Genomic DNA, 23,393 nt, shown 5'->3' on the forward strand with positions numbered 1-23,393 from the left:
CATCGCGGCCAAGGCCGCTCCTACAAGGGGCGCGTCCATGAGCCCCACCATCGTCATCCTCGGTCCCTCGGCCCTGGCCACCGCGCGCCGCGTGCGCGAGCGCTATCCCGATGCCCGCATCCACGGCCTGGCCGGGCGGGTGGAGGAGGTAGACGAAAGCTACCGCGAATTCGCCGAACACCTGCGCGGCCTGTACCGCGCCGGCACGCCCATCATCGCCCTGTGCGCCGCCGGCATCGTGATTCGCAGCCTGGCTTCGGCATTGGTGGAAAAGGGCATGGAGCCGCCGGTGCTGGCCCTGGCCGAAGACGGCAGCGCCGTGGTGCCGCTGCTCGGCGGCCTGGCCGGGGTCAATCGCCTGGCCCGCGAACTGGGCGAGTGGCTGGCGGTGGCGCCGGCCATCACCACCAGCGGCGAGCTGCGCTTCGGCACCTGCCTGCTCGACCCGCCAGCAGGCTATGCCCTGGCCGATCTGGAGCAAGGCAAACGCCTGGTCAGCGACCTGCTCGGCGGTGCGCGCCTGCGCGTCGAAGGCGAGGCGCCCTGGCTGGAGCAGGCCAACCTGCCGCTGCATGCCGAGGGCGAGCGTTGCCTGCGCATCGATGTGGCCGCCGCCAGCGACGATGATGCGCTGCTGATTCATCCGCGCCGGTTGCTGGCGCGCTGCGCCGAGCCGTCCACCGAGCTGGCTGTTCATCTGCGCGCCGCGCTAGCCAAGGCCGGCATGGCCGAGGCGGCGCTGGCCGCGTTCCTGGTCGCGGGCGAGGGGCGTTCGTTGCCGTTCGCCGAGCAGGCCGCCGCCGAGTTGAAGGTACCGCTGCGTTTTATCGAGTCGAATACCGCGCTGCCGCCGGTCTGCTACGAGGCGCCGGGGCTGAGTTTGCATCTGGCCGATAGCCCGCAAACCGCTGCCGCCCTCGGCCGCCCGCGTGGTCGCCTCAGCGTGGTCGGCATCGGTCCTGGCTGCGCCGAGCTGCTGGCCCCGGCCGTGCGCCGCGCGCTGGACGAGGCCGAGGACGTGCTCGGCTACGAGACCTACGTGATCATGGCCGGCCCCTACCGCGCTGACCAGTGCCTGCACGCCAGCGACAACCGCGAGGAGTTGCAGCGCGCCGCCCATGCCTTCGAACTGGCGGCGCAGGGACGCCGCGTGGTGATGGTGTCCTCCGGCGACCCCGGCGTATTCGCCATGGCTGCCGCGGTGATGGAGGCGCTGGAGGCTTCCAGCGATGCAGGTTGGCAGGGCGTCGAGCTGGAAGTGCTGCCCGGTATCTCCGCCGCCCTGGCCACCGCGGCCAGGGCTGGTGCGCCGCTGGGGCACGACTTCTGCCTGATCTCCCTGTCCGACAACCTCAAGCCCTGGGCGGTGATCGAGAAACGCCTGCAGCATGCTGCCGCCGCCGATCTGGCCATGGCCTTCTACAACCCGATCTCCCGGGCGCGCCCCTGGCAGCTCGGTCGGGCGCTGGACCTGCTGCGCCAGCATCGCGAACCGCAGACCCTGGTCGTGCTCGGCCGCGACATCGGCCGTCCGGCCGAGGCGCTGCGCGTGCTCACCCTCGGCGAGCTCACCCCGGAGTTGGTGGACATGCGCACCCTGGTGATCATCGGCTCCAGCCAGACCCGCCGCTTCCCGCGCCAGGGCGGCGGCGAATGGGTGTATACACCGCGGTGGTATCCGCAGGCTTGAGCAATTACTCAACAGAAAATGACTGTTCTTGTTATTTTCTGTTGAGTATTTCGCCTTTCAGTTCTACGCTAAGTGACAGTTACTGTAACTTTCCGTTGAGCTATCGCCATGGAAACGCGCCGCGAAAGCAGCCAGCCCATTCGCCGCTTGTATGGCGGCCTGGATTCGCTTGCCTCCCCCGACCGTTACCTGTTCACCCCTTCGGACATCCGCGCCCTGGTGCCGGATATTTCCGTCGAGGCCTTTCGCGCCTTGCTCAGTCGGGCGGCCAAGGAGGGCAGGCTGGAGCGCGTCTGTCGTGGCCTCTATCTCTACCTTCCGGCGCGGCCCAATTCCGGGTTGCTGCTGTTCCATGCGGCGGCCCGCCTGCGTGCCCAGGAGTTCAACTACATCAGCCTGGAAACCGCACTCAGCGACGCCGGCATCATTTCGCAGATCCCGCTGAACTGGATCACCCTGATGTCCTCGGGGCGCTCCAGCCGTATCGAATGCGGTCGCTGGGGCACCATCGAGTTCGTGCATACCCGGCAGAGGCCGCAGGACCTGAGCGAGCAGCTCGTCTATGACGAGCGCTGCCGCCTGTGGCGCGCATCTCCAGCCCTGGCGCTGCGCGATATGAAGGTGGCGAAGCGCAATCTCGACCTGATCGACTGGAGTGCAGCCCATGAGCTTGTTTGATCGCCTGGTAGACCAGGCCCTCGTCCAAAACGGAGACCTGGCGAGCCTGCGCGTCGTGGTGGAGAAGGAGCTGCTGCATCACGACATCATGCTGGCCCTGAGCGAGGCCGGCATGCTGGAGAAACTCTGCTTTATCGGCGGCACCTGCCTGCGTGCCTGCTACGGCTCCAATCGCTTGAGCGAGGACCTGGATTTCACCGGAGGCGCCGATTTCGACCGTGCCGATCTGTCCCAGCTGAAAGCCACCCTGATCGACAGGTTGCAGACCAAGTACGGCCTGCAGGTGGAGGTCAGCGAGCCGAGCAAGGAGTCGGGCAATGTCGACACCTGGAAGCTGAAGATCCAGACCCGGCCGCAAGCGCGCAGCATGCCGGCCCAGCGCATCAACATCGATGTCTGCGCCATCCCCACGTACCTGAGCACGCCGAAGACCCTGCTCAATCCCTATGGCGTGGACATGGGCACCCAGGGCTTGATCCTCAATACCGAGGCGTTGGAAGAAATCTATGTGGACAAGATTCTGGCCTTCGCCCTGCGTCGTGGGCGTATCAAGAATCGCGATCTCTGGGACCTGCTGTGGCTGAAACAGCAGGGTGTCGAGCCGGCGCTGCAGCTGCTGCCAGGCAAGCTGGGCGATCACCGCGTGCAGGTGCCGGACTTCCTGGCCAGGGCGGATGAGCGTGTCGCTTCGCTGTCCGGCGATCCGCAGGTAAAGGCCGACTTCCGCAAGGAAATGCAGCGCTTTCTGCCGCCCCGGATAGTGGCCGATACGGTGAACAACGACCGATTCTGGGACTACCTGGTGAGCGAGATACCGGCGTTGATGCGGCGAGCCAAAGTGCACCTCGAGGGCAATGCGCAGGCGGGCGAATCGTTCCGCATGTGATGGGGCCGGCTACGCTCTCCGAAGTCCAGCAGAGGAGTCACCCGCCATGCCGCACCAGCCCGCCCACCAGGTACCCAATCAGTTCGTCGAGAGCAATGGCCGTCGCCTGGCCTATCGGGTGATCGGCGAGGGCACGCCGCTGCTGCTGTGCGTACGCTTTCGCGGCACCATGGATGACTGGGACCCGCTGTTCCTCGATGCGCTCGCCGAGCAGGGCTTCAGGGTCTACGTCTTCGACTACAGCGGCCTGGGCCTGTCCGGCGGCGAGCCCAGTTACGACCCAGCGCGCCTGGCCCGCGACATTCTCGCCCTGATCGCCGCCCTCGACCTGCAGCGCCTGGTGCTCGGCGGCTGGTCGCTCGGTGGCATCGCCGCGCAGCTGGTGTTCCTGCAGGCGCCGCAGCGGCTCAGTCATCTGCTGCTGTTCGGCACCACGCCGCCGGGTGAGCTGGTGCGCATGGGCGAGCCGCTGTTCTATGAGCTGGCGCGGCGGGAGAACGACTTCGAGGACTTCGTTCACCTGTTCTTCGAGCCGCTGTCCCAGGACAGCCGCGCGGCGGCAACCCAGTCGGCCGCGCGCATCGCTTCGCGTACCTCCGGCCAGTGCCCGCCGGTGCCCCACGAGTGGGCCGGCCAGCAACTGGGCGACGGGCCGCGCAACCCGATCATCCCGGTGCCGCCGCTGCTCGACGCCCTCAAGCGCACGGGCATTCCCGTGCTGCACATCGGTGGCAGCCACGACATCGTCTTTCCGGTGGAAAACTGGCACGCCCTCAGCGGCGCGCTGCCGACCCTGCAGCTGCTGACCCTGCCGAGCTCCGGCCATGGCCCGCACCTGCAATACCCGCTGGCCTGCGCCAGGCATATAGCGGCGTTCGTCGAAGGTGAGAGTTCCTAGGCCTTGAGCGCCTCGCCGATGGCATAGAAATGCCCGCCGGCCACATGGTGCAGGCTGCGCCAGGCTGGGTCGGCCTCCTCGAAGTGCCAGCGGCCGTCGCGGAACACGCGGTCGTCTGCCCAGGCGCCGACCACTTCGCCGATGAACAGGTCGTAGGTGTTCTGGTTGTGCGGCTCAGTGATCAGTTCGCAGGCCATCCAGGCCGAACAGCCTTGCACGAAGGGCAGGTCGTGGCCGGGCATGTCGAACAGCTCGACGCCGGCCTTGGCCAGCTTGTCCGGATCCTCCTTGAGGCTGTGGTTGCCGACCTGGTTGGTCAGCTGCAGCTGGGCGGCGGTGGGCACCTGGATGACGAAGCTGCCGCTGCGTTCGATCAGTTCGCGGGTGCGGGTGGCCTTGTCCAGCACCACGGTGAGCTTGGGTGGGGAGAAGTCGAGGACGCAGGCCCAGGCGGCGGCCATGACGTTGTCGACGCCGTCGTGGCGGGCGGAGACCAGCACGGTTGGGCCGTGGTTGAGGAGGCGGTAGGCCTTGGCGAGGTCGACCTGCTTTTGGTGGGGATTCATGGGTGTTACTCCAGACTGCGAGATTGGGGTTGATGCTCGCTTGTGGGGCTGGGGTTCGGCAACTGCGTTGGCTTTCGGTTTGTGCGTTGGCCAGTTGCTGCGTTGGCTGGGGCAGTGGTTCCGCCCTGCTGGGCGGGTCCCTTTTGGCAAACGCCCGGATGGCCGGCCCCGCCAAAAGGAACCAAAAGGTCTTGCCCCCGCCATCCGGGTCTCGCTGCGCTCGACTTCCCTCACTCCATCATTGCTCCAGGGGCCCGCCGCGAAGGGCCATCCCTGGCCCATCGCGGCTCTCGCGGCATCCATGCCGCTCAACCCCTTACACAACGATTCCGTTCGGCCTTCTGAAGGGGGCAGGGAGTTGCCTGAGGGCACGATGCTGCTCCTGTAGGGTATTACTCGCCCGAAGGGCAGTACACCGTTCCGGTGTGGTGGGCTGCCTGCGGCGAGACCACCCTACGAAAGCGAGTCCTGCTAACTCCGTTCGGGCGCGCAGCGCTTAAAAGAACCCTCAAGCAACTCGGAACCGAATCCCCGTCAGGAGGCCGAGTGGAGGTGTTGCGCAGGGGGACGAGCCGCATGGATGCGGCGAGAGGACTAGGCGTCTCCGCTTAAAGGGCCAGGGACGGCCCTTGTAAGCCGGCCCCCGGAGCGGCACCGGAGCGAGGGAAGTCTGGCCGTAGGCCAGACCCGGATGCCGGGCGCGCTTTCTCTTTGGTTACTTTCTCTTTCGCGCGAGCAAAGAGAAAGTGACTCGCCGTAAGGGCGAAAAGCGATGTGGTGCTAAACGCACATGCTTCAAACCGATTGAGCGTTAACCCTGAATTGACGAGGTTCTAGTGCACAAACGGGGGAGAACCCTGTGGCCTTCTTAAACGACATGTTGTGTATGAAATTCTTCATGGAGTCTGAAGGATCAATCGCATCCAGATTCAGTACATCCAGAGTCTTGCGTGAAATGGCAACGCTAAGCAGTGGCATTTCCTCAAGGTGACCTGACGCAGAGTTCAGTAATCGATCACTTGCAGTCACGATCACTAGCTCGTCCGGGAGTATTGCAAGCAGCTCGCGTCCTACCCTCAGAGCACAGCTGCATACGTAGTCTTGAAGCAACTCATTAAAGCGACTGACCGGCATCTTCTTAGTAGAAAGCTTTCCGCTTTGTAGAAGGCTCTTAATTTCCGAAGGAATAACTCGCTCACCGTGGACATTAAGCACAGCCTCCACCAAGCCGTTTGGGTGAACAGTAAACTTAATGGAAGAGCCGAGCATCGAGATGTCTTCGAAGGGGTGAAGTAACTCAATTGCCTCGATCTTGGCAGCGAGATCGTGCTTCAACAAACGCTCAGCTAAGACCTTATCGGAGCTCCAATCAGCATGCTCGGCCTGCCACGCTTTCACAGCTTCTTCATACCACTGGGTATCTAGAGCCTTTGCCAGTTCGACTTTGTGAGAAAGCTTATTGAGCTGTCGTTTTTGTAGCTTCAGTAAGCGGGCAAAAATACTAGGCTGATAGCTTTCGAGTTTTGCCTTTGCGGCAATTTCATTGACTGGCTGCATCACAGGGCATAACGGCTCTATACGCTCAGCACATGCTGCCCAATCGATCCTTTCGGCACTTTCACGATGAACGGAAAGCAAAACCTCGATGTGATTGTCGTAAACCTCAACTTCGTAGGCGGCCTGTTCTAGGGCCTCCATTTTCGCGAACTCTTTGCGACGCTTTTCCAGCTCGCGCTGCCGACGTTGAGAGTCGCGTTCTGCTCGACGAGAAGCGGCCTGCATCGACCGCAGCGTACCCTTCCACCCCATAAAGATCCCTCTCGAAAATGCGTAGCCACTGTGGTGGCCATCATAGTGGTGGCACATCCAAAGGCTGTCCATAGGGTGACTAAAATCTGGATGCCGAACGGCGGAAATGCTGCGCTATTTCGACTGCCTCTCAGTCCCGAGTTGCTCCACTCTTGTGTAGCAAGTAGCTATCCATAATCCACCCATTCCTCTCCCGCGCATCCGCGCGAGTCGCCGCAATCCGCTCTGCCACCTCATCCAGCGCCCCAGCAATCAAAATCTCATCCGCCGTCCCCACATACGCCCCCCAATAGATATGCAGCCCCTGCCCAACAAACCGTAGGTAGGTGTCCTTGGCGTCGAGCATCACTGCCACGCTGTCCACGCCTTGCGGCCAGCCCTCGGCCAGCAGGCGGCCGGTGGTGATTTCCACGGCGCGGCCGATCTGGTTCAGCGGTACGCGGTGGCGAGCGGTAAGGGCCTGCAGGCTGGTGATGCCGGGGATCACGTCGTAGGTGAGGTCGCTGCGCGCGGTGGCGATGGATTCGATGATGCGGATGCTGCTGTCGTACAGCGAAGGGTCGCCCCAGGCCATGAAGGCGGCCGTCTCGCCATCGCTCATCTGCTCGTCGATCAGCTGCTCGAACACCGCCTGCTTGTCGCGGTTCAGCTCGTCCACGCTGGCGCGGTAGTCGGCGGCGTCGCGCTCGCGTTCCGGCTGCTGGCCTTCGGCGAAGCGTGGGCTGTGGTCACCCAGGAAGCGCTCGCAGATTTCCCGACGCAGGGCGTTGAGCTTGTGTTTGGCCGGGCCCTTGTCCATCAGGAATATCACGTCACTGCGGCGCAGGGCCTTGATCGCCTGTTGGGTGATGTAGTCCGGGTCGCCGGCGCCGATGCCGACCAGCAGCAGTTCTTTCATGGTCTGTTCCAGGTGGGCGCGCGACTCAGGGCCAGTTCGTCGATATGGTGGTAGTCGGCGCCCAGCTCAAAGGCCAGCTGGCGGGCGCGACCGAGGCGGATGGGCGCGCGCTCGATGTCCAGCAGCAGGCTGGTGCAGGGGAGTGCGGTAAGCCGCGACCAGTCGCGTAGGCGGCCGTCGGTGAGCAGCAGCAGGCGTTGCTGTTCGCCTGGCTTGTGGCGTTGCCGACGCAGCAGCCAGGGCGTGGCCAATTGCAGTGCTTCGATGACCGGGGTGCCGCCGCCGGCGCCGAGCTGCAGCAGCCAGGTGTGTAGCTCAGGCGATGCCTTCTGTCCTTGCCATAGCCAGCGTGGCTGCGCGCCGCCGGCTTCGAGCACGGCGAGGCGTGCGCGCTGGCGATAGGCGCTGGTGAACAGCTCGGCGAGCAGGCCCTTGGCCTGGGCCAGGGCGCCATGCCGACGGGTACTGGCCGAGGCATCGACTATCACCAGCCACAGCTCACCGGGGCGCAGGCGGCGGGCGTGCCAGCGCAGTTCGGCGCGGCAGCGTGGTCGGCCGTGGGAGAGGGTCGTCGGCCAGTCGATGCGCGTAGGCGTGCCGGTGCCGCGTGCGCCGCTGCGTCCGCCTTGGGCCTGGCCGGGTTGGGGGAGGGCATCCGCGCCTGGGGCCTGGCGCGGGCGGATGCTCAGGGCTTTTTTGGCCAGCTCGGTGGCTCGCGCCGATCGCCGACGGCCACGGCCTGCGGCGGCAGTGCGCCCCACTGGCCTTCGCCCTGATCCTGTTGCGAGGGCTGTTGTTCCGACGGATTTGGCGCTGGTGGCTGGCTCGCGAGCGGCGTGTGTTCACGGCGGCGATGGGCGAGAACGAAGGGCTCCAGGGCGTCGATATCCTGCGCTTCGATCCGGCTCGCGCCACGCCAGGCGGCATGGGCGCGGGCGCCGCGCAGCCACACCAGGTCGGCGCGCAGGCCGTCCACGGCGGCGGCGAAGCAGCGCTGGGCGATGGCGTGCAGGCTGGCGTCGTCCAGCGGGATGTCGCTCAGGCGCAGGCGAGCTTTGACGCAGCGCTGGCGTAGGGCGTCCTGTTCGTTCTGCCACTGAGCGAGGAAGGCTTCGGGGGCGTCGTCGAAGGCCAGGCGGCGGCGGACGATCTCCGCGCGCTGTGCCGGCTCGGGTGCGCCGCCGAGCTGCACCTTGAGGCCGAAGCGGTCGAGCAGCTGCGGGCGCAGCTCGCCTTCCTCGGGGTTCATGGTGCCGATCAGTACGAAGCGCGCCGGGTGGCTGTGCGACAGGCCATCGCGTTCGATGTGGTTGGTGCCGCTGGACGCCACGTCGAGCAGCAGGTCCACCAGGTGATCGGGCAGCAGGTTTACCTCATCGACGTAGAGCACGCCGCCATGGGCGTTGGCCAGCACCCCGGGGGAGAAGCGCACGCGGCCCTCGCCGAGCGCGGCATCCAGGTCGAGGGTGCCGACGATGCGTTCCTCGCTGGCGCCCAGCGGCAGGGTGACGAAGCGCCCGCCGTCGAGCAGGTCGGCCACGCCGCGCGCCAGGGTGGACTTGGCCATGCCGCGGGGGCCTTCGATCAGCACGCCGCCCAGGGCCGGGTCGATGGCGGCCAGGCACAGCGCCAGCTTGAGCTCGTCGGCGGCCACCACGGCGGCCAGGGGGAAATGGGGCTGCATGGCGTTACCTCAGGGCAAGGGTTGAAGTTGAATGGGGCGATCGGTTAGCGTGGCAACCATCATTTTGGAGATCAGCATGTCGTCTCGTCCTTCCCTGAACCGCCTCGTTCGCTCCGCCGCTGTCGGCGTCGCTGGCGTACGCGCGCAGGTCGAGGCCGTCGCTTATTTCTTTTACGGGTATTGGTTTAGCCGACGGCGCGCCTGATACCCCACAGGCGCCCCAGAGCAAAGGGTCGCCACCAGCCAGTTTCACGAAACCCCGGTCGGCCTCCCGACCGGGGTTTTTGTTTTTCCGGCCCACAAGGCCAACAACCAGCGCCTGCCGCTGGATGAGCGAGCTAGAGCCAGGCAAGGCGGCGGCCGGTGAGGAAGCGCAGTGTACGAGTGGTACATGAGCATTCCGAACCAACGCCAACGCAGCCTGGCCGACGCGCAGCCATTCAGCGCAGGTGAGAACACAGAGGATCGAAACATGACCGCTTACACCGCCTATTACCGCAGCTACCGCAACTCCGCCTGGCGATTTAGCAGCGCTGCCGCGCACCTCCGAGAATCCAGTCGAACACCCAGATAGCGCGCCGCGCGTGGCATGAGGCCACGCCGGGCGAGGACCACCGCCATGAATGCTTCCGTTACCGCTCTGCGCACACAAGCCGTGCCGCCATCCACCACTCGCCGCCGCGTAACGCCGCTGCCGAGCCCCATTGATCTGCGCCAGCGCCTGCCGCTGTCTGCCGCTCTCGCCAACCAGGTTCACACCCAGCGTGAGGCCATCCGCGCCGTGCTCGACGGCTCCGACTCGCGCCTGCTGGTCGTCGTCGGCCCCTGTTCCCTGCACGATCCGATTTCCGCCCTGGAATACGCCGACCGCCTGGCCGCACTGGCTCCCGAGGTGAGCGACCAGCTGCTGCTGGTGATGCGCGCCTACGTCGAGAAGCCGCGCACCACCATTGGCTGGAAGGGCCTGGTGTACGACCCGCAACTGGACGGCAGTGGCGACATGGCCGGCGGCCTGGAACTGTCGCGCCGGCTGATGTTGGCCATGCTCGAACGCGGCCTGCCGGTGGCCACCGAGCTGCTGCAGCCGCTGGTGGCCGGCTACTTCGACGACCTGCTGGGCTGGGCCGCCATCGGTGCACGCACCAGCGAGTCGCAGGTGCACCGCGAGCTGGCCAGCGGCCTGGATGTGCCGGTGGGCTTCAAGAACGGTACCGATGGCAGCCTGTCCATTGCCTGCGACGCCATGCGTTCGGCAGCGCACCCGCATCAGCACTTCGGCGTGGACGACCTGGGCCGCCCGGCGCTGGTCGAGACCGATGGCAACCCGGACACCCACCTGGTGCTGCGCGGCGGCCACAGCGGGCCGAACCATGATGCGGCCAGCGTGGCCGTGGCGCGGGCGAGCCTGGAGAAGCAGGGCATCGCCGCGCGGATCATGGTCGATTGCAGCCACGCCAACAGCGGCAAGGACCCGCTGCGTCAGCCGGCGGTGCTGCGCGACGTGCTCGACCAGCGCCTGGCCGGCGACGCCAGCCTGCGCGGGGTGATGCTGGAGAGCCATCTGTTCGACGGCTGCCAGGCGCTGTCCGCCGAGCTGCGCTACGGCGTGTCGATCACTGACGGCTGCCTGGGCTGGAGCGGCACCGAGGCGATGCTGCGCGAGGCGGCCGAAAGACTGCGCTCGGGTAAATGAGATCGGTAGGGTGGACGACGCTCTGCTCGTCCACCGTGGCGGTGTTGCGGTGGATGGATAAAGCGCCATCCACCCTACAGGGCTGATGTGGGGCGGGAGAACCCCGGGCTGGCTTGGTACACCGGCACCCCTCTCCCCTTGGGAGAGGGGCCAGGGGTGAGGGAGGCTGCGTGCGACTCGGTTCTCCCTCACCCCAACCGCTTTCCCGGGGGGAGAGGGGCTAGCTGAACGCTGTTCCATCAGCTCTCCTCCGCGTCCAGCAGCAGATTTTCCAGCTGCGCCCGGTACTCGCCGGGCTCCTGCCAGAGACCGCGCTGCTGGGCTTCCAGCAGGCGTTCGAGCATGTCCTGCAACGCGCCCGGGTTGTGCTGCTGGATGAAGTCGCGGGTGTCCTTGTCCAGCAGGTAGGCATCGGCCAGCAGGGCGTACTGGTGGTCGTCGACCAGCTCGCTGGTGGCGTCGAAGCCGAACAGGTAGTCGACCGTGGCGGCCAGCTCGAAGGCACCCTTGTAACCGTGGCGCTTCATTCCGGCGATCCACTTGGGGTTCACCGCGCGGGCGCGCACCACGCGGCTCAGCTCTTCCTTGAGGGTACGGATGCGCGGGTTGTCCGGCTGGCTGCTGTCGCCGAAGTAGCTGGAGACTTTGCCGCCGCGCAGGGTCTCGACGGCTGCGAGCATGCCGCCCTGAAACTGGTAGTAGTCGTTGGAATCGAGAATGTCGTGCTCGCGGTTGTCCTGGTTGTGCAGCACTGCCTGTAGCTGCTGCAAGCGTTCGGCGAACTGCGCGCGAGCTGGCTGGCCTTCGGCGCCCTGGCCGTAGGCGTAGCCGCCCCAGTTCAGGTAGACCTCGGCCAGATCGGCGCGGGTCTGCCACAGGCGCTCTTCCACCGCGTTCTGGATGCCGGCGCCATAGGCCCCCGGCTTGGCGCCGAAGATGCGCCAGCCGGCCTGGCGCCGCGCTTCGACCGGGTCCAGGCCCTGGTCCTGATGGCTCAGGGTTTCCTGCCAGACCCGCGCGGCCAGCGGGTTCATGTCCTCGGGTTCGTCCAGCTCGGCCACCGCCTGCACGGCCGAATCGAACAGGCGAATCAGGTTGGCGAAGGCGTCGCGGAAGAAGCCGGACACGCGCAGGGTCACGTCCACCCGCGGGCGGCCGAGCTGTTCCAGTGGCAGTACCTCGATTCGCTCGACCCGCTGGTTGCCGGGCTGCCATACCGGGCGCACGCCGAGCAGGGCCAGGGCCTGGGCGATGTCGTCGCCGCCGGTGCGCATGGTTGCCGTGCCCCATACCGACAGACCTAGATGTTGCAGATGCTCGCCTTCGTCCTGCAGGTGACGCTCCAGCAGGCGTTGGGCGCTCTGCACGCCGATGCGCCAGGCGGTGGGGGTGGGCAGGTGGCGTACGTCCACCGAATAGAAGTTGCGCCCGGTGGGCAGCACGTCCAGGCGTCCACGGCTGGGTGCGCCGCTGGGGCCCGGCGGCACGAATCGGCCCTGCAGGGCGGCGAGCAGACCGTTCATCTCGGCGGCGCCGCAGCTGTCCAGCAGCGGGGCGATATGGCCGCGTAGCTCGTTCAACACTGCGGCGCTGGCCGGGCCGGGCGCGGGCGAATCGGGCTGCTCGATCAGTTGCAGGGCGAGCAGTTCCAGGCGCTCGCGGGTGTCGCCACGGCTGCGCCAGGGCTCAACGCTCAGGGGCAACAGGCAATCCGGGCGTGGTCCGTTCCAAGGTTTGGCCGGCTCGCCACCCAGCGGATCGAAGTCCAGAGTCAGATCCTGGGCCAGCGCGCGCAACAGGCTGGCGTGCTGGCCATGACCGTCGCCACGCGGGATGCGCACCAGCGACAGCAATGTGTCACGGCGCAGGCGCCCGCTCGGCGATTCGCCGAAGCAGTGCAGGCCATCGCGGATCTGCGATTCCTTGAGGTCGCACAGGTAGGCATCCAGCTGCGGCAGCCAGCTGTCCGGGTCGTCGTTGACCTGCAGGCCCAGTTCGCGGTCGAGGCTGGCCTCGCGCACCTCGCGCTGGATCTCGCTGCGCAGCTCCAGGGCGCGGCGCGGGTCGAGCTGGCTGGCTTCGTAGTATTCGTCGGCCAGGCGCTCCAGGTCGCGCAGCGGGCCGTAGCTCTCGGCGCGGGTCAGCGGTGGCATCAGGTGGTCAAGAATCACCGCCTGGGTGCGGCGCTTGGCCTGGGCGCCCTCGCCGGGGTCGTTGACGATGAAGGGGTAGAGATTGGGCAAGGGACCTAAGATCGCGCTCGGCCAGCAGGCGCCGGACAGGCCGACGCTCTTGCCTGGCAGCCACTCCAGGTTGCCGTGCTTGCCGACATGGATCAGCGCATCGCTGGTGAACGCCGTGCGCAGCCAGCAGTAGAAGGCCAGGTAGCCATGCGGTGGGACCAGATCCGGATCGTGGTACACCGCCGCCGCGTCCAGCTGATAGCCGCGCGCCGGCTGGATGCCGACAAAGGTCAGGCCGAAGCGCAGGCCGGCAATCATCAAGCGTCCGCCGCGGTACATCGGGTCCTGCTCGGGCGGGCCCCAGCGTTCGATCACTGCGCGTTGGTTGGCCTCGGGCAGGCTGGCGAACCAGCGCTGGTAGTCGTCCAGCGCCAGGCTCTGGGCGCAAGGGCGCAGGTCGAGGTTGTCGAGGTCGTTGGTCACGCCGCCGAGTAACTGGTGGATCAGCGTGGTGCTGTCGCTCGGTAGATTCGCGACCGGATAACCCTGCTGCTGCAGGGCGCGCAGGATATTCAGCGCGGCGGCCGGAGTATCCAGGCCGACGCCATTGCCGATGCGGCCGTCGCGGGTCGGGTAGTTGGCCAGGATCAGGGCGACGCGTTTGTCGGCGTTGGTCTTGGCTGCGAGCCGGGTCCAGCGCAGCGCCAGCTCGGCGACGAAGTCCATGCCCGGCAAATGCGGACGGTAGCGCACCACATCGCTCTGGCTGCGCTCGCTGCGCGCGGCCACGCCCTTGAAGCTGATCGGCCGGGTGATCAGGCGACCGTCCAGCTCGGGCAGGGCGATATGCATGGCCAGGTCGCGCGGGCCCAGGCCCTGGGTGCTGGCCTGCCACTGATCCTCGCTGTCCAGGGCGCAGAGCGCCTGCAGCACCGGCACATCACGGCGGAACGGCCGCTCTTGTGGTGATTCCGGGCTGGACTGGGCGAAGCCGGTGGTGTTGAGGATCACCTCCGTGTCGGTCTCGTCCAGCCAGGCCTCGACCTGCGCCAGGCATTCGGCCTCCTTGAGGCTGGCCACGGCAATCGGCAGCGGATTGAGGCCCAGGGCCTGCAGGCGCTGGCAGAAAGTGTCGACGAAGACGGTGTTCCCGGCCTGCACCTGGGCGCGGTAGAACAGCAGCGCCACCACCGGCCGGCCCGGCTGCCAGTCGGCTCGCCAGTGGTCGAGAGTTGCCGCACCGTGGCGTGGGTGATGGATCAGCGTGCGCGGCAGGGCGTGCGGCTCGCTCCACGGGTAGCCGCGCTGCAGCCAGCGGCTGGCGATGCAGTGCAGCAGGTGGCGGGCGTTGTCCGCGCCGCCCTGGCGCAGGTATTGCCACAGGCGCTGGCTGTCCTCGCTCGGTACGTTGCTGAGTTCGCTCAGCTCGGGATCGGGGCTGTCGTCGCCGGGCACCAGGATGATCCTGGCGCCTTGCCGGCCCAGCTCGACCAGGCGCTCGATACCGTAGCGCCAGTAGCTGACGCCGCCGTGCACCGAGATCAGGATGACCTTGGCGTGGCGCAGCACCTGCTCGACGTAGAAATCCACCGAGGCGTGGTTGGGCAGCTGCGCCGGGCTGGCCAGGCGCAGGCTGGGGAAGTCCTCGGGTAGCTCGCGCGCCACCTCGGCCAGCAGCGACAGGTGCGAGTCGCCGGTGCAGAGGATCACCAGCTCGGCCGGGGTCTGGCCGAGGTCGGCGATGCTGTCGGCCGGCAGGGTGACGCCGGCCTGGGCGCGCAGCAGGTGCATGTCAGCCGGCCAGCGCGGCCTTCAGCTCCGCCTCGATGGCGGCGCGGTCGAGGGTCTGGCCGATCAGCACCAGGCGGCTCTGCCGTGCTTCGCCTTCGCCCCACGCGCGGTCGAAGTGGCGGTCGAAGCGCTGGCCTACACCCTGTACCAGCAGGCGCATGGCCTTGCCGGGGATGGCGGCGAAGCCCTTGACGCGCAGGATGCCGTGCTTGGCCACGGCGTCCTTCAGGGCGGCCAGCAGGCGCGCCTCCTCGGCTTCTGGCAGGACCAGGTCGAAGGAGTCGAACTCGTCGTGGTCGTGGTCCTCGTCTTCCTCGTCATGGTGGGTGTGACGGGCGTCGATGTGCAGCTCGGTCTCGCAGTTCAGGCCGAGCAGCACGCCCAGCGGCAGGTCGCCGCCCTGGGCCTCGATCACCTTGACCGCTGGCGGCAGCTCCTCGGCCACTTCGGCGCGCACGGCCGCCAGGGCGGCAGCGTCGAGCAGGTCGGTCTTGTTCAGCACCACCAGGTCGGCGCTGGCCAGCTGGTCGGCGAACAGCTCGTGCAATGGCGACTCGTGGTCCAGGTTCGGGTCCTGCTTGCGCTGGGCGTCCACCTGGTCGGGGAAGGCGGCGAAGGTGCCGGCGGCCACGGCCGGGCTGTCGACCACGGTTATCACCGCATCCACGGTGCAGGCGGTGCGGATTTCCGGCCAGTTGAAGGCCTGCACCAGCGGCTTGGGCAGGGCCAGGCCGGAGGTCTCGATAAGGATGTGGTCCAGCTCGCCGCGGCGAGCCACCAGCTCGCGCATCACCGGGAAGAACTCTTCCTGCACGGTGCAGCACAGGCAGCCGTTGGCCAGCTCATAGACGCGGCCGTTGGCCTCTTCCTCGGTGCAGCCGATGGAGCACTGCTTGAGGATGGCGCCGTCGATGCCCAGTTCGCCGAATTCGTTGACGATCACCGCGATGCGGCGGCCACCGGCGTTGGCTAGCAGATGACGGAGCAGGGTGGTTTTACCGGCACCGAGGAAGCCGGTGACGATGGTGACGGGAAGTTTGGCGAGCGATTGCATGGCAGCCCCGAAAGCGTCGTGAAATGGACGGACGGGCAGGGCGGGGCACGCGCGGACGAGCGAGGGCCGAACACCACCGGATCACCCCGCCCGGTTGTCGAAACGTTTGCGAGGCAGGTCTCCTGGCTCACGGCGTTGAGCCCAAGAACCTTTTACGATTTCGCTGCGCAGGCTGGCGAAATCGTAAGAGGTTTGGGCTCGATTCCCCACCTTCCCGCCGGTTGGCAGTGGTCTATCGGGGAACTTCGTCCGTTCACAGTTGCGGGGGCAGCCAGGGCATGGACCCTGTTCCCTCTTAGCTTCTTCGGCTGGCGAAGAAGAACCTCGGAAAGGCTGCAAGGCTACGCAGTGCCCCGAGGGCGGTCAACCGCGCGGTTGACGCTGGGCGCGGCTTCGTGATGTTCTAGAAAAGCTGTTTCAGGTGCCTCTCGCCGCCGTGCGCGAGGTGAAACGGGAAGCCGGTGGGCCTTGTCTCCGATGGAGCGGGCGAGTCCGGCGCTGCCCCCGCAACGGTAAGCGATCGACGGGTCCTCAATGCCACTGTGCCTCGTGCATGGGAAGGCCGCCCCGGTTCCTGCAAAGGCGTCGCAAGCCCGGAGACCGGCCTGAATCTTCGTTAGAACCCGCTTGCACGCCTCGTGAGCCCGGGCCTGCCGTTATTGCGCAGGGCTGGCGCACAGCAGGCGTCGAACGGGCTCGTTGGCAACCCGCGGTGGGCGGGCGCATGCCGGTTTATGGCCCTGGGCGGGCCATTTCCTTGCTGCGACCTTCTGCCGGAATACCAATCCCTGGAAGGTGCCCATCATGTCCAGCCGCACGCTGTCGTCCTCCGTCGCCGTTTCACTCCCGTTGTCCAAACGCCTGGCTATCGCCGCCGGTAGTTGCCTGCTCGGCGCGCTGCTGATCTTCGTCGCCGGCTTCTCGCACATCGAGGCGATGCACAACGCCGCCCACGATACGCGCCACAGCGCAGCCTTCCCCTGCCACTGAGACCGCCCTTCATGATCAAGCGCATCGCCCAGACCGCGGGCTTCTCCGGCCTGCTGGCCGCCATCGTCCTGACCCTGCTGCAGAGCCTGTGGGTCACCCCGCTGATTCTGCAGGCGGAAACCTTCGAGACCGCCGAACCGGTGGCCGAGCACAGCCACGAGGCGCCGGTCGCCGCCCATGAACACGAGCACGAGGCGAGCGCCGGTCATAGCCACGATGGCGAGGCCTGGGCGCCGGAAGATGGCTGGCAGCGCACCCTGGCCACCGGCCTGAGCAACCTGGTGGTGGCCGTCGGCTTCGCCCTGATGCTGGCCGGTCTGTTCACCCTGCGCGCGCCGAACCGGACCTGGCAGGGCCTGCTCTGGGGCCTGGGCGGTTTTGCCGTGTTCAGCCTGGCGCCATCCGCCGGCCTGCCACCAGAACTGCCGGGCACCGCTGCGGCCGATCTGCTGCTGCGCCAGTACTGGTGGATCGGCACAGCCGTCGCCACCGCCGCCGGCCTGGGCCTGATCGCCTTCGGTCGCAACTGGGCGCTGCGTGGTGTCGGCCTGGTGCTGCTGGCCATGCCGCACCTGATCGGCGCGCCGCATCCGGAGGTGCACGAGAGCCTGGCGCCGGAGGCCCTAACCCAGGAGTTTATCCTCGCCTCGCTACTGACCAACGCCGTGTTCTGGTCCGCCCTGGGCCTGGCCGCCGCCTGGTTCTTCGCCCGTGGCGAACAGCAGGACGCCTGATCCTGTGACTGTCGCCGGCCTCGGCTGCCGTCACGGCTGCACGGCGGCCGAGCTGCGCGAACTGCTGGAGCGGGCGCTGGCGCAGCTCGCGCTGCCGCTGAGTGCGCTGGATGGCCTGGCCAGCAGCGCACTCAAGCGCGATGAGGTCGGGCTGCTGCAGTTGGCCGTCGAACTCGAGCTGCCGCTGGATTTCTTCTCGGCCGAACAGCTGGCGGCTCACGAGTCGCAGCTGAGCGAAGGCTCGGAGTTCGTGCGTGAGTTGACCGGCGCGGCCAGCGTGGCCGAGGCCAGTGCCCTGGCCAGTGCAAGTGAGCGTTCCGGCCGTGCCGCCGCCCTGATCTGTCCCAAGCAATGCAGCGCCGCTGCTACCCTGGCCATCGCCACGGCCTGAACCGGAATTTCCCATGACCGTCTATTTCATCGGCGCCGGCCCCGGCGATCCCGAGCTGATCACCGTCAAAGGCCAGCGCCTGATCCGTAGCTGCCCGGTGATTCTCTACGCCGGCTCGCTGGTGCCCGAGGCCGTGTTGCAGGGCCACAGTGCCGAGCAGGTGGTGAATACCGCCGAGTTGCACCTTTCGCAGATCATCACGCTGCTGGCCGAGGCCCATGGCAAGGGTCAGGATGTGGCTCGCGTGCATTCCGGCGACCCGTCGCTGTATGGCGCCATCGGCGAGCAGATTCGTGAGCTGCGCGCGCTGCAGATTCCCTTCGAGATCGTCCCCGGCGTCACCGCCACGGCGGCCTGTGCGGCGTTACTAGAGGCCGAACTGACCCTGCCCGAGGTGGCGCAGACGGTGATCCTCACCCGCTACGGCCACAACTCGCCGATGCCCGCGGGGGAGGAGCTGGGCGCCCTGGCCAGTCACCGCGCGACCATGGCCATTCACCTCGGTGTGCAGCATCTGCCGCGCATTGTCGATGAGTTACTACCGCATTACGGCCCCGATTGCCCTATTGCCGTGGTGCACCGCGCCAGCTGGCCGGATCAGGATTGGGTACGGGGCACCCTGGCGGATATCGAGGCCAAGGTGGCCGCGAAGGGCTTTCGCCGCACGGCGCTGATTCTGGTCGGTCGGGTGCTGCAGGCGTCGGAATTCGGCGAGTCGGCGCTGTATGCCGAGGCCACCTGCCACCTGTTCAGGAAAGACGGCGCAGGCAGTACAGGTTGAGGTCGCTGTTGCCCTGGTTGTCGGCGATGGCGATCTCGCCGCCCAGGGCTTTCAGTCGCGTGTTCAGCTCGCTGGCGTAGAGCGCCTGGCGAAAGCGCGTGTAGCCCAGCTGCGGCGCCAACCACTGTTGCAGCTGCGGCAGGCGAAAGGCCCAGTAGCCGGCCTGGCAGTCGAAGTCAGCCGCTTGCAAGCGGGCGAGCAGGACGGCATCGCCGGCGAGCACGGCCTGGCACTGGGCGAAGAAGCTTTCCACGGGGTCGTTCATGGCGGCGAATATTGCGCGGCGCCAAGGGTTGCGGGCAACCTGTGCGCCTCTTTCGGGCAAGGATCTCTCATGCGTGACTATCAGTGGCTGCACGAATACTGCCTCAACCGCTTCGGCTCGGCCGCGGCGCTGGAGGCCAGGCTGCCGCAACCGAAGAGCGATGCCGAGCTGCGCCAGCTGAGTGACGACCGCTACCTGTCGCTGATCGCCCTGCGGGTGTTCCGTGCCGGCCTCAAGCACAGCCTGGTGGACGCCAAGTGGCCGGCCTTCGAGCAGGTGTTCTTCGGCTTCGACCCGGAGAAGGTGGTGCTGATGGGCGCCGAGCACCTGGAGCGGCTGATGCAGGATGAGCGCCTGATCCGCCACCTGGGCAAGCTCAAGAGCGTGCCGCGTAACGCTCAATTCGTCCTCGATGTGCAGAAGGACAAGGGCAGCTTCGGCGCGCTGGTCGCCGACTGGCCGGTGACCGATATCGTCGGCCTGTGGAAATACCTGGCCAAGCACGGCAGCCAGCTTGGCGGCCTGTCGGCGCCGCGCTTCCTGCGCATGGTCGGCAAGGACACCTTCATCCCCACCGACGACATGGTCGCCGCGCTCAAGGCCCAGGAAATCATCGACAAGGCGCCGACCAGCCAGAAGGACTTGGCGCTGGTGCAAGCCGCCTTTAATGAGTGGCACACGCAGAGTGGGCGGCCGCTGTGCCAGCTGTCGGTGATGCTGGCGCATACGGTCAATCACTGAGGTGCAGGTCGTGAGCGAAAAGCGCGTGGTGGTGACGGGAGCCAGTGGCTTCGTTGGCAGTCAGCTGTGCCGCCATCTGCACGAATGTGGCTATGGAGTCGATGCCTGGCCACGTGGCGAGCGTTCTGCCGAAGATGATATCGCTGCCCTCAGCGGTACCGATTGTGTGGTGCACCTGGCCGGCCGTGCCCATGTGCTGCACGAGCAGAGTGCCGATCCCTTGCAGGCCTTTCGTGAGGCCAACTGCGCCAATACGTTGCGCGTTGCCCGGGCTGCCTTGGCGGCCGGAGTACAGCGCTTCGTGTTTGTCAGCTCGATCGGGGTCAACGGCCAGCAGACCGGGGAGGCGGCTTTCGATGAGCATTCGATCCCGGCACCCCATGCCGCCTATGCCGTGTCCAAGCTTGAGGCGGAGCTGCAGTTGCGGGAACTGCTGCGTGGCAGAGCCATGCAGCTGGTGATCATTCGGCCGCCGCTGGTCTATGCCGGACATGCCCCGGGCAACTTCCACCGCTTGCTCGGGCTGGTTGCCGCGCGTCTGCCGCTGCCTTTCGGCGCGGTGCGCAACCGGCGCAGCATGATTGCGCTGGATAACCTGGTGGACTTCATTGTCCGTTGTATCGAACATCCCGCTGCGGTGGATCAGCTGTTCGTCATCGCCGATGGTGAGGACCTTTCTGTTGGCCAGATTGCCGATCTGCTGGCTCAGGGCATGGGCTTGCGCTCCAGGCAGCTGGCGATTCCGCCACGGTTGATGCATGGCGCGGCCAGATTGCTTGGACGTGAAGGGTTGTATGTGCAGTTGTGCGGCTCGCTGCAGGTCGATGCCGGCAAGGCGCGCGCGATGCTGCAGTGGCAGCCGCCGCTTTCAGCGCAGGACGCGTTGCGCCAGGCCGGGCACGACTACCTGGCGGGCAAGGGCGCCCGCTGCGAATAGAGGAAGCAGACATGCAGCAGGATATCATCCGCGTCGCCCAGGCCATCCAGCGTGCCGAGCGCATCCTGATCATCACCGGCGCCGGGCTCTCGGCGGATTCCGGGCTGCCCACCTACCGCGGCCTCGGTGGCCTGTATAACGGCCTGACTGCCGAGGGCCTGCCGATCGAGGCGGCGTTGTCCGGGCCGATGCTGCAACGTGACCCGGCACTGTGCTGGAAGTACCTGGCGCAGCTCGGCGAGGCTTGCCTGGGCGCCAGCCCCAACGCCGGCCATGCCGCCATCGCGGAGCTGCAGCGGCGCAAACCGGGTTGCTGGGTGCTGACGCAGAACATCGATGGCTATCACCGTATCGCCGGCTCGCCAGCGGAGCGGCTGATCGAGATCCACGGCGAGCTGGCACCGCTGTTCTGCCAGTCCTGCGGCGCCGAAGATCCGCAGCTGGCTGAGCATCTGCAGCAGCCGTTGCCACCGCGCTGCGCCCAATGCGGGGGCATCCTGCGCCCGCCGGTGGTGCTGTTCGAGGAAATGCTGCCGGAGGATGCCATTGGTCGGCTTTATGACCAGGTGCATGAGGGTTTCGATGTGGTTATCGCGGTGGGGACTACCGCGAGCTTCCCCTACATAGTCGAGCCGGTGGTGCAGGCCCGCAGGAATGGGGGTTTCACGGTGGAGATCAACCCACAGCAGACCGATATCAGCCGCTGGGTGGATGCCCGTTTATCGGGAAGGGCGTCAGACGTTTTGCCGGAACTACTGAGTCACATTCCTGGGCATTGAATTTGCAAATCGTGTCTTCAGAGGGCATAGTCGCCCCCTTATAAAAACCAGACTGACACGGTCGTGCCCATGCTAAAGCGCTTCGCACCCCTCGTGCCCATTGCACTCTCAGCCCTGTTGGCGGCCTGCGCCACCCAGCAGGCGCCGCAGCCCCAGATGGATCTGGCTCAACAACCGCAGAAGCCCGTCGAGTACATGACCGACGAGCAAATGGCGGATTTCACGGACGACAAACCCTACGAACTGCCTTCGCTGGCGGACAACATCCTGGCCCATGGCCTGTCCCTGGTCGGTACCCGCTACCGCATGGGCGGCACCTCGGCGACCAGCGGTTTTGACTGCAGCGGCTTCGTCGGCTTCCTGTTCAAGGAGGAGGCGGGCATGAAGCTGCCGCGCTCCACCCGCGAACTAATCAACTTGGATGCCCCGCTGGTATCGCGCAGCGAGCTGGAGCCGGGCGACCTGATCTTCTTCAACAACCGTGGCCGTGGCCGCGTCAGCCACGCCGGCATCTACCTGGGTGACGACCAGTTCATCCATTCCAGCAGCAGCCGCAGCGGCGGCGTGCGGGTGGACAGTCTGGACGACAGCTACTGGAGCCGCAGCTACATGGAAGCCAAGCGCGTGCTGGCCATGGCGCCGGAGCAGCCGTCAGCCGAGCGTTCGCCGCTGCATCGCTGATCCGGCTCTGATCCAAAGCAGTGCACGGGCCTTGCGCCCGTGCCTGCGAGCCGGCAGAGTAGGGCGCATTCCGGCCAGGACGCCCGCCCATGCATTTCAAGGCTCGCCTCTCCCTGCTAGCCCTCGCCGCGCTGCTCACCGCATGCGCCGGCAATCCTCCCTCTCAAGAACCCTACAATCCCTTCCCCATCGTCGGCGCCAATGCCGATGACGTGGTGATCAGTGCCATCGGCCTGGAAGGTACGCCCTATCGCTATGGCGGCAATACGCCGGAGAGCGGCTTCGACTGCAGCGGCCTGATCGGCTACGTCTATCGCAACGCTGCGGGTATCCAGCTGCCACGCTCGACCCGCGACATGATCAACCTGCGCGCGCCCAATGTCGGCCGTGGCGACCTGCAGAGCGGTGACCTGGTGTTCTTCGCCACCAATGGCGGCGGCAAGGTTAGCCATGCCGGCATCTATGTCGGCGAGGGGCGCTTCGTGCATGCGCCGTCCAGCGGCGGCACCGTGCGCCTGGACTACCTGACCCAGGCCTACTGGCAGAACAGCTACCTCGGCGCCAAGCGGGTCCTGGCCGCCGGCCAGCTGGCGCGCCAGCCATGACCAACCGCACGCTGAATCTCGACGACGCCCTCTACCAGTACCTGCTGGATGTGTCCCTGCGCGAGGCGCCGCTGCTCAAGCGCCTGCGCGAGGAGACGGCGCTGCTGCCGATGGCGCGCTGGCAGATCGCCCCCGAGCAGGGCCAGTTCATGGCGCTGCTGGTGCAGTTGTGCGGAGCGCGCAGGATTCTCGAGATCGGCACCTTCACCGGCTACAGCGCACTGTGCATGGCCCAGGCCATGCCCGAAGACGGCCGGCTGATCTGCTGCGACCTGCCCGGCGAGTACAACGCCATCGCCGAGCGCTACTGGTACGAGGCCGGGGTGAGCGAGCGCATCGACCTGCGACTGGCGCCGGCGCTGGAGACCCTCAATGCGCTGGAGCGCGGCGGCCACGGCGAGAGCTTCGACCTGATCTTCATCGATGCCGACAAGGCCAACTACACGGTGTACCTGGAGCACGCGCTGGTGCTGGCGCGCAAGGGTGGTCTGATCCTGTTCGACAACGTGCTGTGGAGCGGTCGGGTGTTGGAAAGCAGCCCGGACAGCGCCGACACCCGTGCGATCCAGGCGCTCAACCGCGGCCTGCGCCGCGATACCCGCGTCGACCTCAGCCTGCTGCCGCTGGGCGATGGGCTGAGCATCTGTCGCAAGCGCTAG

General features: G+C 66.7%; 23 protein-coding genes and 2 riboswitches. Of the genes, 15 read left to right on the plus strand and 8 right to left on the minus strand.

The window, feature by feature from the left end:
* Positions 1–37: 37 nt before the first annotated feature.
* From cobJ to IB232_RS02695, 4 genes are all read left to right on the plus strand, one after another.
* Positions 38–1,690, plus strand: coding sequence for a precorrin-3B C(17)-methyltransferase (gene cobJ / locus IB232_RS02680; protein ID WP_192397018.1), 1,653 nt, complete (start codon positions 38–40; stop codon positions 1,688–1,690).
* Positions 1,691–1,798: 108 nt separating this feature from the next.
* Positions 1,799–2,368 carry a type IV toxin-antitoxin system AbiEi family antitoxin gene (gene abiEi / locus IB232_RS02685; protein WP_192397019.1) on the plus strand — a complete coding sequence of 190 codons (570 nt, stop codon included), beginning with the start codon at positions 1,799–1,801 and terminating at the stop codon, positions 2,366–2,368.
* Positions 2,355–3,254, plus strand: coding sequence for a nucleotidyl transferase AbiEii/AbiGii toxin family protein (locus tag IB232_RS02690; RefSeq protein ID WP_192397020.1), 900 nt, complete (start codon positions 2,355–2,357; stop codon positions 3,252–3,254). Before abiEi ends, IB232_RS02690 begins: the two co-directional genes overlap by 14 nt.
* Positions 3,255–3,300: 46 nt before the next feature.
* On the plus strand, positions 3,301–4,152 hold the full coding sequence (locus IB232_RS02695) for an alpha/beta fold hydrolase (protein WP_192397021.1): 852 nt from the start codon (positions 3,301–3,303) through the stop codon (positions 4,150–4,152).
* Here the strand turns inward: IB232_RS02695 and IB232_RS02700 are convergent.
* The 5 genes from IB232_RS02700 to IB232_RS02720 form a co-directional block, all read right to left on the minus strand.
* Positions 4,149–4,718: a flavin reductase family protein gene (locus IB232_RS02700; RefSeq protein WP_192397022.1), complete on the minus strand. Its 570-nt coding sequence runs from the start codon at positions 4,716–4,718 to the stop codon at positions 4,149–4,151. The genes IB232_RS02695 and IB232_RS02700 overlap by 4 nt on opposite strands.
* 795 nt (positions 4,719–5,513) lie before the next feature.
* The gene (locus IB232_RS02705) at positions 5,514–6,584 is read right to left on the minus strand and encodes a hypothetical protein (RefSeq protein ID WP_318652222.1); all 1,071 of its coding nucleotides are present in this window, start codon (positions 6,582–6,584) and stop codon (positions 5,514–5,516) included.
* A gap of 73 nt (positions 6,585–6,657) precedes the next feature.
* A complete protein-coding gene (gene cobF / locus IB232_RS02710) occupies positions 6,658–7,425 on the minus strand; it encodes a precorrin-6A synthase (deacetylating) (RefSeq protein ID WP_192397023.1) in 768 nt (255 codons plus the stop codon).
* On the minus strand, positions 7,422–8,129 hold the full coding sequence (locus IB232_RS02715; RefSeq protein ID WP_225592129.1) for a vWA domain-containing protein: 708 nt from the start codon (positions 8,127–8,129) through the stop codon (positions 7,422–7,424). Before IB232_RS02715 ends, cobF begins: the two co-directional genes overlap by 4 nt.
* Positions 8,111–9,109: an ATP-binding protein gene (locus IB232_RS02720; RefSeq protein WP_192397025.1), complete on the minus strand. Its 999-nt coding sequence runs from the start codon at positions 9,107–9,109 to the stop codon at positions 8,111–8,113. The genes IB232_RS02715 and IB232_RS02720 overlap by 19 nt, the downstream gene beginning before the upstream one ends.
* A 619-nt stretch (positions 9,110–9,728) precedes the next feature.
* Between IB232_RS02720 and IB232_RS02725 the strand changes: the two genes are divergently transcribed.
* On the plus strand, positions 9,729–10,802 hold the full coding sequence (locus IB232_RS02725; RefSeq protein WP_192397026.1) for a 3-deoxy-7-phosphoheptulonate synthase: 1,074 nt from the start codon (positions 9,729–9,731) through the stop codon (positions 10,800–10,802).
* Positions 10,803–11,041: 239 nt separating this feature from the next.
* Here IB232_RS02725 and cobN read toward each other — a convergent pair whose 3' ends face one another.
* Positions 11,042–14,776 carry a cobaltochelatase subunit CobN gene (cobN, locus tag IB232_RS02730; RefSeq protein ID WP_192397027.1) on the minus strand — a complete coding sequence of 1,245 codons (3,735 nt, stop codon included), beginning with the start codon at positions 14,774–14,776 and terminating at the stop codon, positions 11,042–11,044.
* Position 14,777: 1 nt separating this feature from the next.
* On the minus strand, positions 14,778–15,830 hold the full coding sequence (gene cobW, locus IB232_RS02735) for a cobalamin biosynthesis protein CobW (RefSeq protein WP_192397028.1): 1,053 nt from the start codon (positions 15,828–15,830) through the stop codon (positions 14,778–14,780).
* A gap of 94 nt (positions 15,831–15,924) precedes the next feature.
* A riboswitch (cobalamin riboswitch) is annotated at positions 15,925–16,172 on the minus strand.
* Between the two features lie 60 nt (positions 16,173–16,232).
* Positions 16,233–16,454: riboswitch (cobalamin riboswitch) on the plus strand.
* 180 nt (positions 16,455–16,634) lie between these two features.
* On the opposite strand from cobW, the gene IB232_RS02740 reads away from it, so the two are divergent.
* The 4 genes from IB232_RS02740 to cobM are packed head-to-tail and all read left to right on the plus strand — an operon-like array spanning position 16,635 to position 18,726.
* On the plus strand, positions 16,635–16,820 hold the full coding sequence (locus IB232_RS02740; RefSeq protein ID WP_225592080.1) for a CbtB domain-containing protein: 186 nt from the start codon (positions 16,635–16,637) through the stop codon (positions 16,818–16,820).
* A gap of 11 nt (positions 16,821–16,831) precedes the next feature.
* Positions 16,832–17,554 (plus strand): CbtA family protein, encoded by a 723-nt coding sequence (locus IB232_RS02745; protein ID WP_192397030.1) that lies wholly within the window; start codon positions 16,832–16,834, stop codon positions 17,552–17,554.
* Between the two features lie 4 nt (positions 17,555–17,558).
* The gene (locus tag IB232_RS02750) at positions 17,559–17,945 is read left to right on the plus strand and encodes a cobalamin biosynthesis protein (protein WP_192397031.1); all 387 of its coding nucleotides are present in this window, start codon (positions 17,559–17,561) and stop codon (positions 17,943–17,945) included.
* A 13-nt stretch (positions 17,946–17,958) separates the two neighbouring features.
* Complete coding sequence (gene cobM / locus IB232_RS02755) at positions 17,959–18,726, plus strand: precorrin-4 C(11)-methyltransferase (RefSeq protein ID WP_192397032.1); 768 nt, start codon at positions 17,959–17,961, stop codon at positions 18,724–18,726.
* On the opposite strand, the gene IB232_RS02760 is transcribed toward cobM, so the two are convergent.
* A complete protein-coding gene (locus IB232_RS02760) occupies positions 18,695–18,991 on the minus strand; it encodes a hypothetical protein (protein ID WP_192397033.1) in 297 nt (98 codons plus the stop codon). The two genes, cobM and IB232_RS02760, sit on opposite strands and share 32 nt — an antisense overlap.
* 69 nt (positions 18,992–19,060) lie before the next feature.
* Here IB232_RS02760 and IB232_RS02765 point away from each other — a divergent pair, with 69 nt between their 5' ends.
* The 6 genes from IB232_RS02765 to IB232_RS02790 all read left to right on the plus strand — a co-directional run bounded on the left by IB232_RS02765 (position 19,061) and on the right by IB232_RS02790 (position 23,393).
* Complete coding sequence (locus IB232_RS02765) at positions 19,061–19,732, plus strand: DNA-3-methyladenine glycosylase I (protein ID WP_192397034.1); 672 nt, start codon at positions 19,061–19,063, stop codon at positions 19,730–19,732.
* A gap of 10 nt (positions 19,733–19,742) precedes the next feature.
* Positions 19,743–20,669 carry an NAD-dependent epimerase/dehydratase family protein gene (locus IB232_RS02770; RefSeq protein ID WP_318652223.1) on the plus strand — a complete coding sequence of 309 codons (927 nt, stop codon included), beginning with the start codon at positions 19,743–19,745 and terminating at the stop codon, positions 20,667–20,669.
* A gap of 11 nt (positions 20,670–20,680) precedes the next feature.
* The gene (locus IB232_RS02775; RefSeq protein WP_192397035.1) at positions 20,681–21,448 is read left to right on the plus strand and encodes an NAD-dependent deacylase; all 768 of its coding nucleotides are present in this window, start codon (positions 20,681–20,683) and stop codon (positions 21,446–21,448) included.
* Positions 21,449–21,517: 69 nt separating this feature from the next.
* Complete coding sequence (locus tag IB232_RS02780; protein ID WP_192397036.1) at positions 21,518–22,129, plus strand: C40 family peptidase; 612 nt, start codon at positions 21,518–21,520, stop codon at positions 22,127–22,129.
* An 89-nt stretch (positions 22,130–22,218) separates the two neighbouring features.
* Entirely contained in the window at positions 22,219–22,734 is a 516-nt protein-coding gene (locus tag IB232_RS02785) for a C40 family peptidase (RefSeq protein WP_192397037.1), read from the plus strand.
* Positions 22,731–23,393, plus strand: coding sequence for an O-methyltransferase (locus tag IB232_RS02790; protein ID WP_192397038.1), 663 nt, complete (start codon positions 22,731–22,733; stop codon positions 23,391–23,393). The genes IB232_RS02785 and IB232_RS02790 overlap by 4 nt, the downstream gene beginning before the upstream one ends.

Origin of the sequence: Pseudomonas sp. PDM15 (assembly GCF_014851565.1) — a bacterium.
In the GTDB taxonomy this organism is placed as follows: Bacteria; Pseudomonadota; Gammaproteobacteria; order Pseudomonadales; family Pseudomonadaceae; genus Aquipseudomonas.

Excerpts from the sequence above, each read along its gene's own strand:
- cobJ (WP_192397018.1), top strand. The coding sequence starts at position 38 with ATGAGCCCCACCATCGTCATCCTCGGTCCCTCGGCCCTGGCCACCGCG.
- abiEi (WP_192397019.1), top strand. The coding sequence starts at position 1,799 with ATGGAAACGCGCCGCGAAAGCAGCCAGCCCATTCGCCGCTTGTATGGC.
- IB232_RS02690 (WP_192397020.1), top strand. The coding sequence starts at position 2,355 with ATGAGCTTGTTTGATCGCCTGGTAGACCAGGCCCTCGTCCAAAACGGA.
- IB232_RS02695 (WP_192397021.1), top strand. The coding sequence starts at position 3,301 with ATGCCGCACCAGCCCGCCCACCAGGTACCCAATCAGTTCGTCGAGAGC.
- IB232_RS02700 (WP_192397022.1), bottom strand. The coding sequence starts at position 4,718 with ATGAATCCCCACCAAAAGCAGGTCGACCTCGCCAAGGCCTACCGCCTC.
- IB232_RS02705 (WP_318652222.1), bottom strand. The coding sequence starts at position 6,584 with ATGTGCCACCACTATGATGGCCACCACAGTGGCTACGCATTTTCGAGA.
- cobF (WP_192397023.1), bottom strand. The coding sequence starts at position 7,425 with ATGAAAGAACTGCTGCTGGTCGGCATCGGCGCCGGCGACCCGGACTAC.
- IB232_RS02720 (WP_192397025.1), bottom strand. The coding sequence starts at position 9,109 with ATGCAGCCCCATTTCCCCCTGGCCGCCGTGGTGGCCGCCGACGAGCTC.
- IB232_RS02725 (WP_192397026.1), top strand. The coding sequence starts at position 9,729 with ATGAATGCTTCCGTTACCGCTCTGCGCACACAAGCCGTGCCGCCATCC.
- cobN (WP_192397027.1), bottom strand. The coding sequence starts at position 14,776 with ATGCACCTGCTGCGCGCCCAGGCCGGCGTCACCCTGCCGGCCGACAGC.
- cobW (WP_192397028.1), bottom strand. The coding sequence starts at position 15,830 with ATGCAATCGCTCGCCAAACTTCCCGTCACCATCGTCACCGGCTTCCTC.
- IB232_RS02740 (WP_225592080.1), top strand. The coding sequence starts at position 16,635 with ATGTCCAGCCGCACGCTGTCGTCCTCCGTCGCCGTTTCACTCCCGTTG.
- IB232_RS02745 (WP_192397030.1), top strand. The coding sequence starts at position 16,832 with ATGATCAAGCGCATCGCCCAGACCGCGGGCTTCTCCGGCCTGCTGGCC.
- cobM (WP_192397032.1), top strand. The coding sequence starts at position 17,959 with ATGACCGTCTATTTCATCGGCGCCGGCCCCGGCGATCCCGAGCTGATC.
- IB232_RS02760 (WP_192397033.1), bottom strand. The coding sequence starts at position 18,991 with ATGAACGACCCCGTGGAAAGCTTCTTCGCCCAGTGCCAGGCCGTGCTC.
- IB232_RS02765 (WP_192397034.1), top strand. The coding sequence starts at position 19,061 with ATGCGTGACTATCAGTGGCTGCACGAATACTGCCTCAACCGCTTCGGC.
- IB232_RS02775 (WP_192397035.1), top strand. The coding sequence starts at position 20,681 with ATGCAGCAGGATATCATCCGCGTCGCCCAGGCCATCCAGCGTGCCGAG.
- IB232_RS02780 (WP_192397036.1), top strand. The coding sequence starts at position 21,518 with ATGCTAAAGCGCTTCGCACCCCTCGTGCCCATTGCACTCTCAGCCCTG.
- IB232_RS02785 (WP_192397037.1), top strand. The coding sequence starts at position 22,219 with ATGCATTTCAAGGCTCGCCTCTCCCTGCTAGCCCTCGCCGCGCTGCTC.
- IB232_RS02790 (WP_192397038.1), top strand. The coding sequence starts at position 22,731 with ATGACCAACCGCACGCTGAATCTCGACGACGCCCTCTACCAGTACCTG.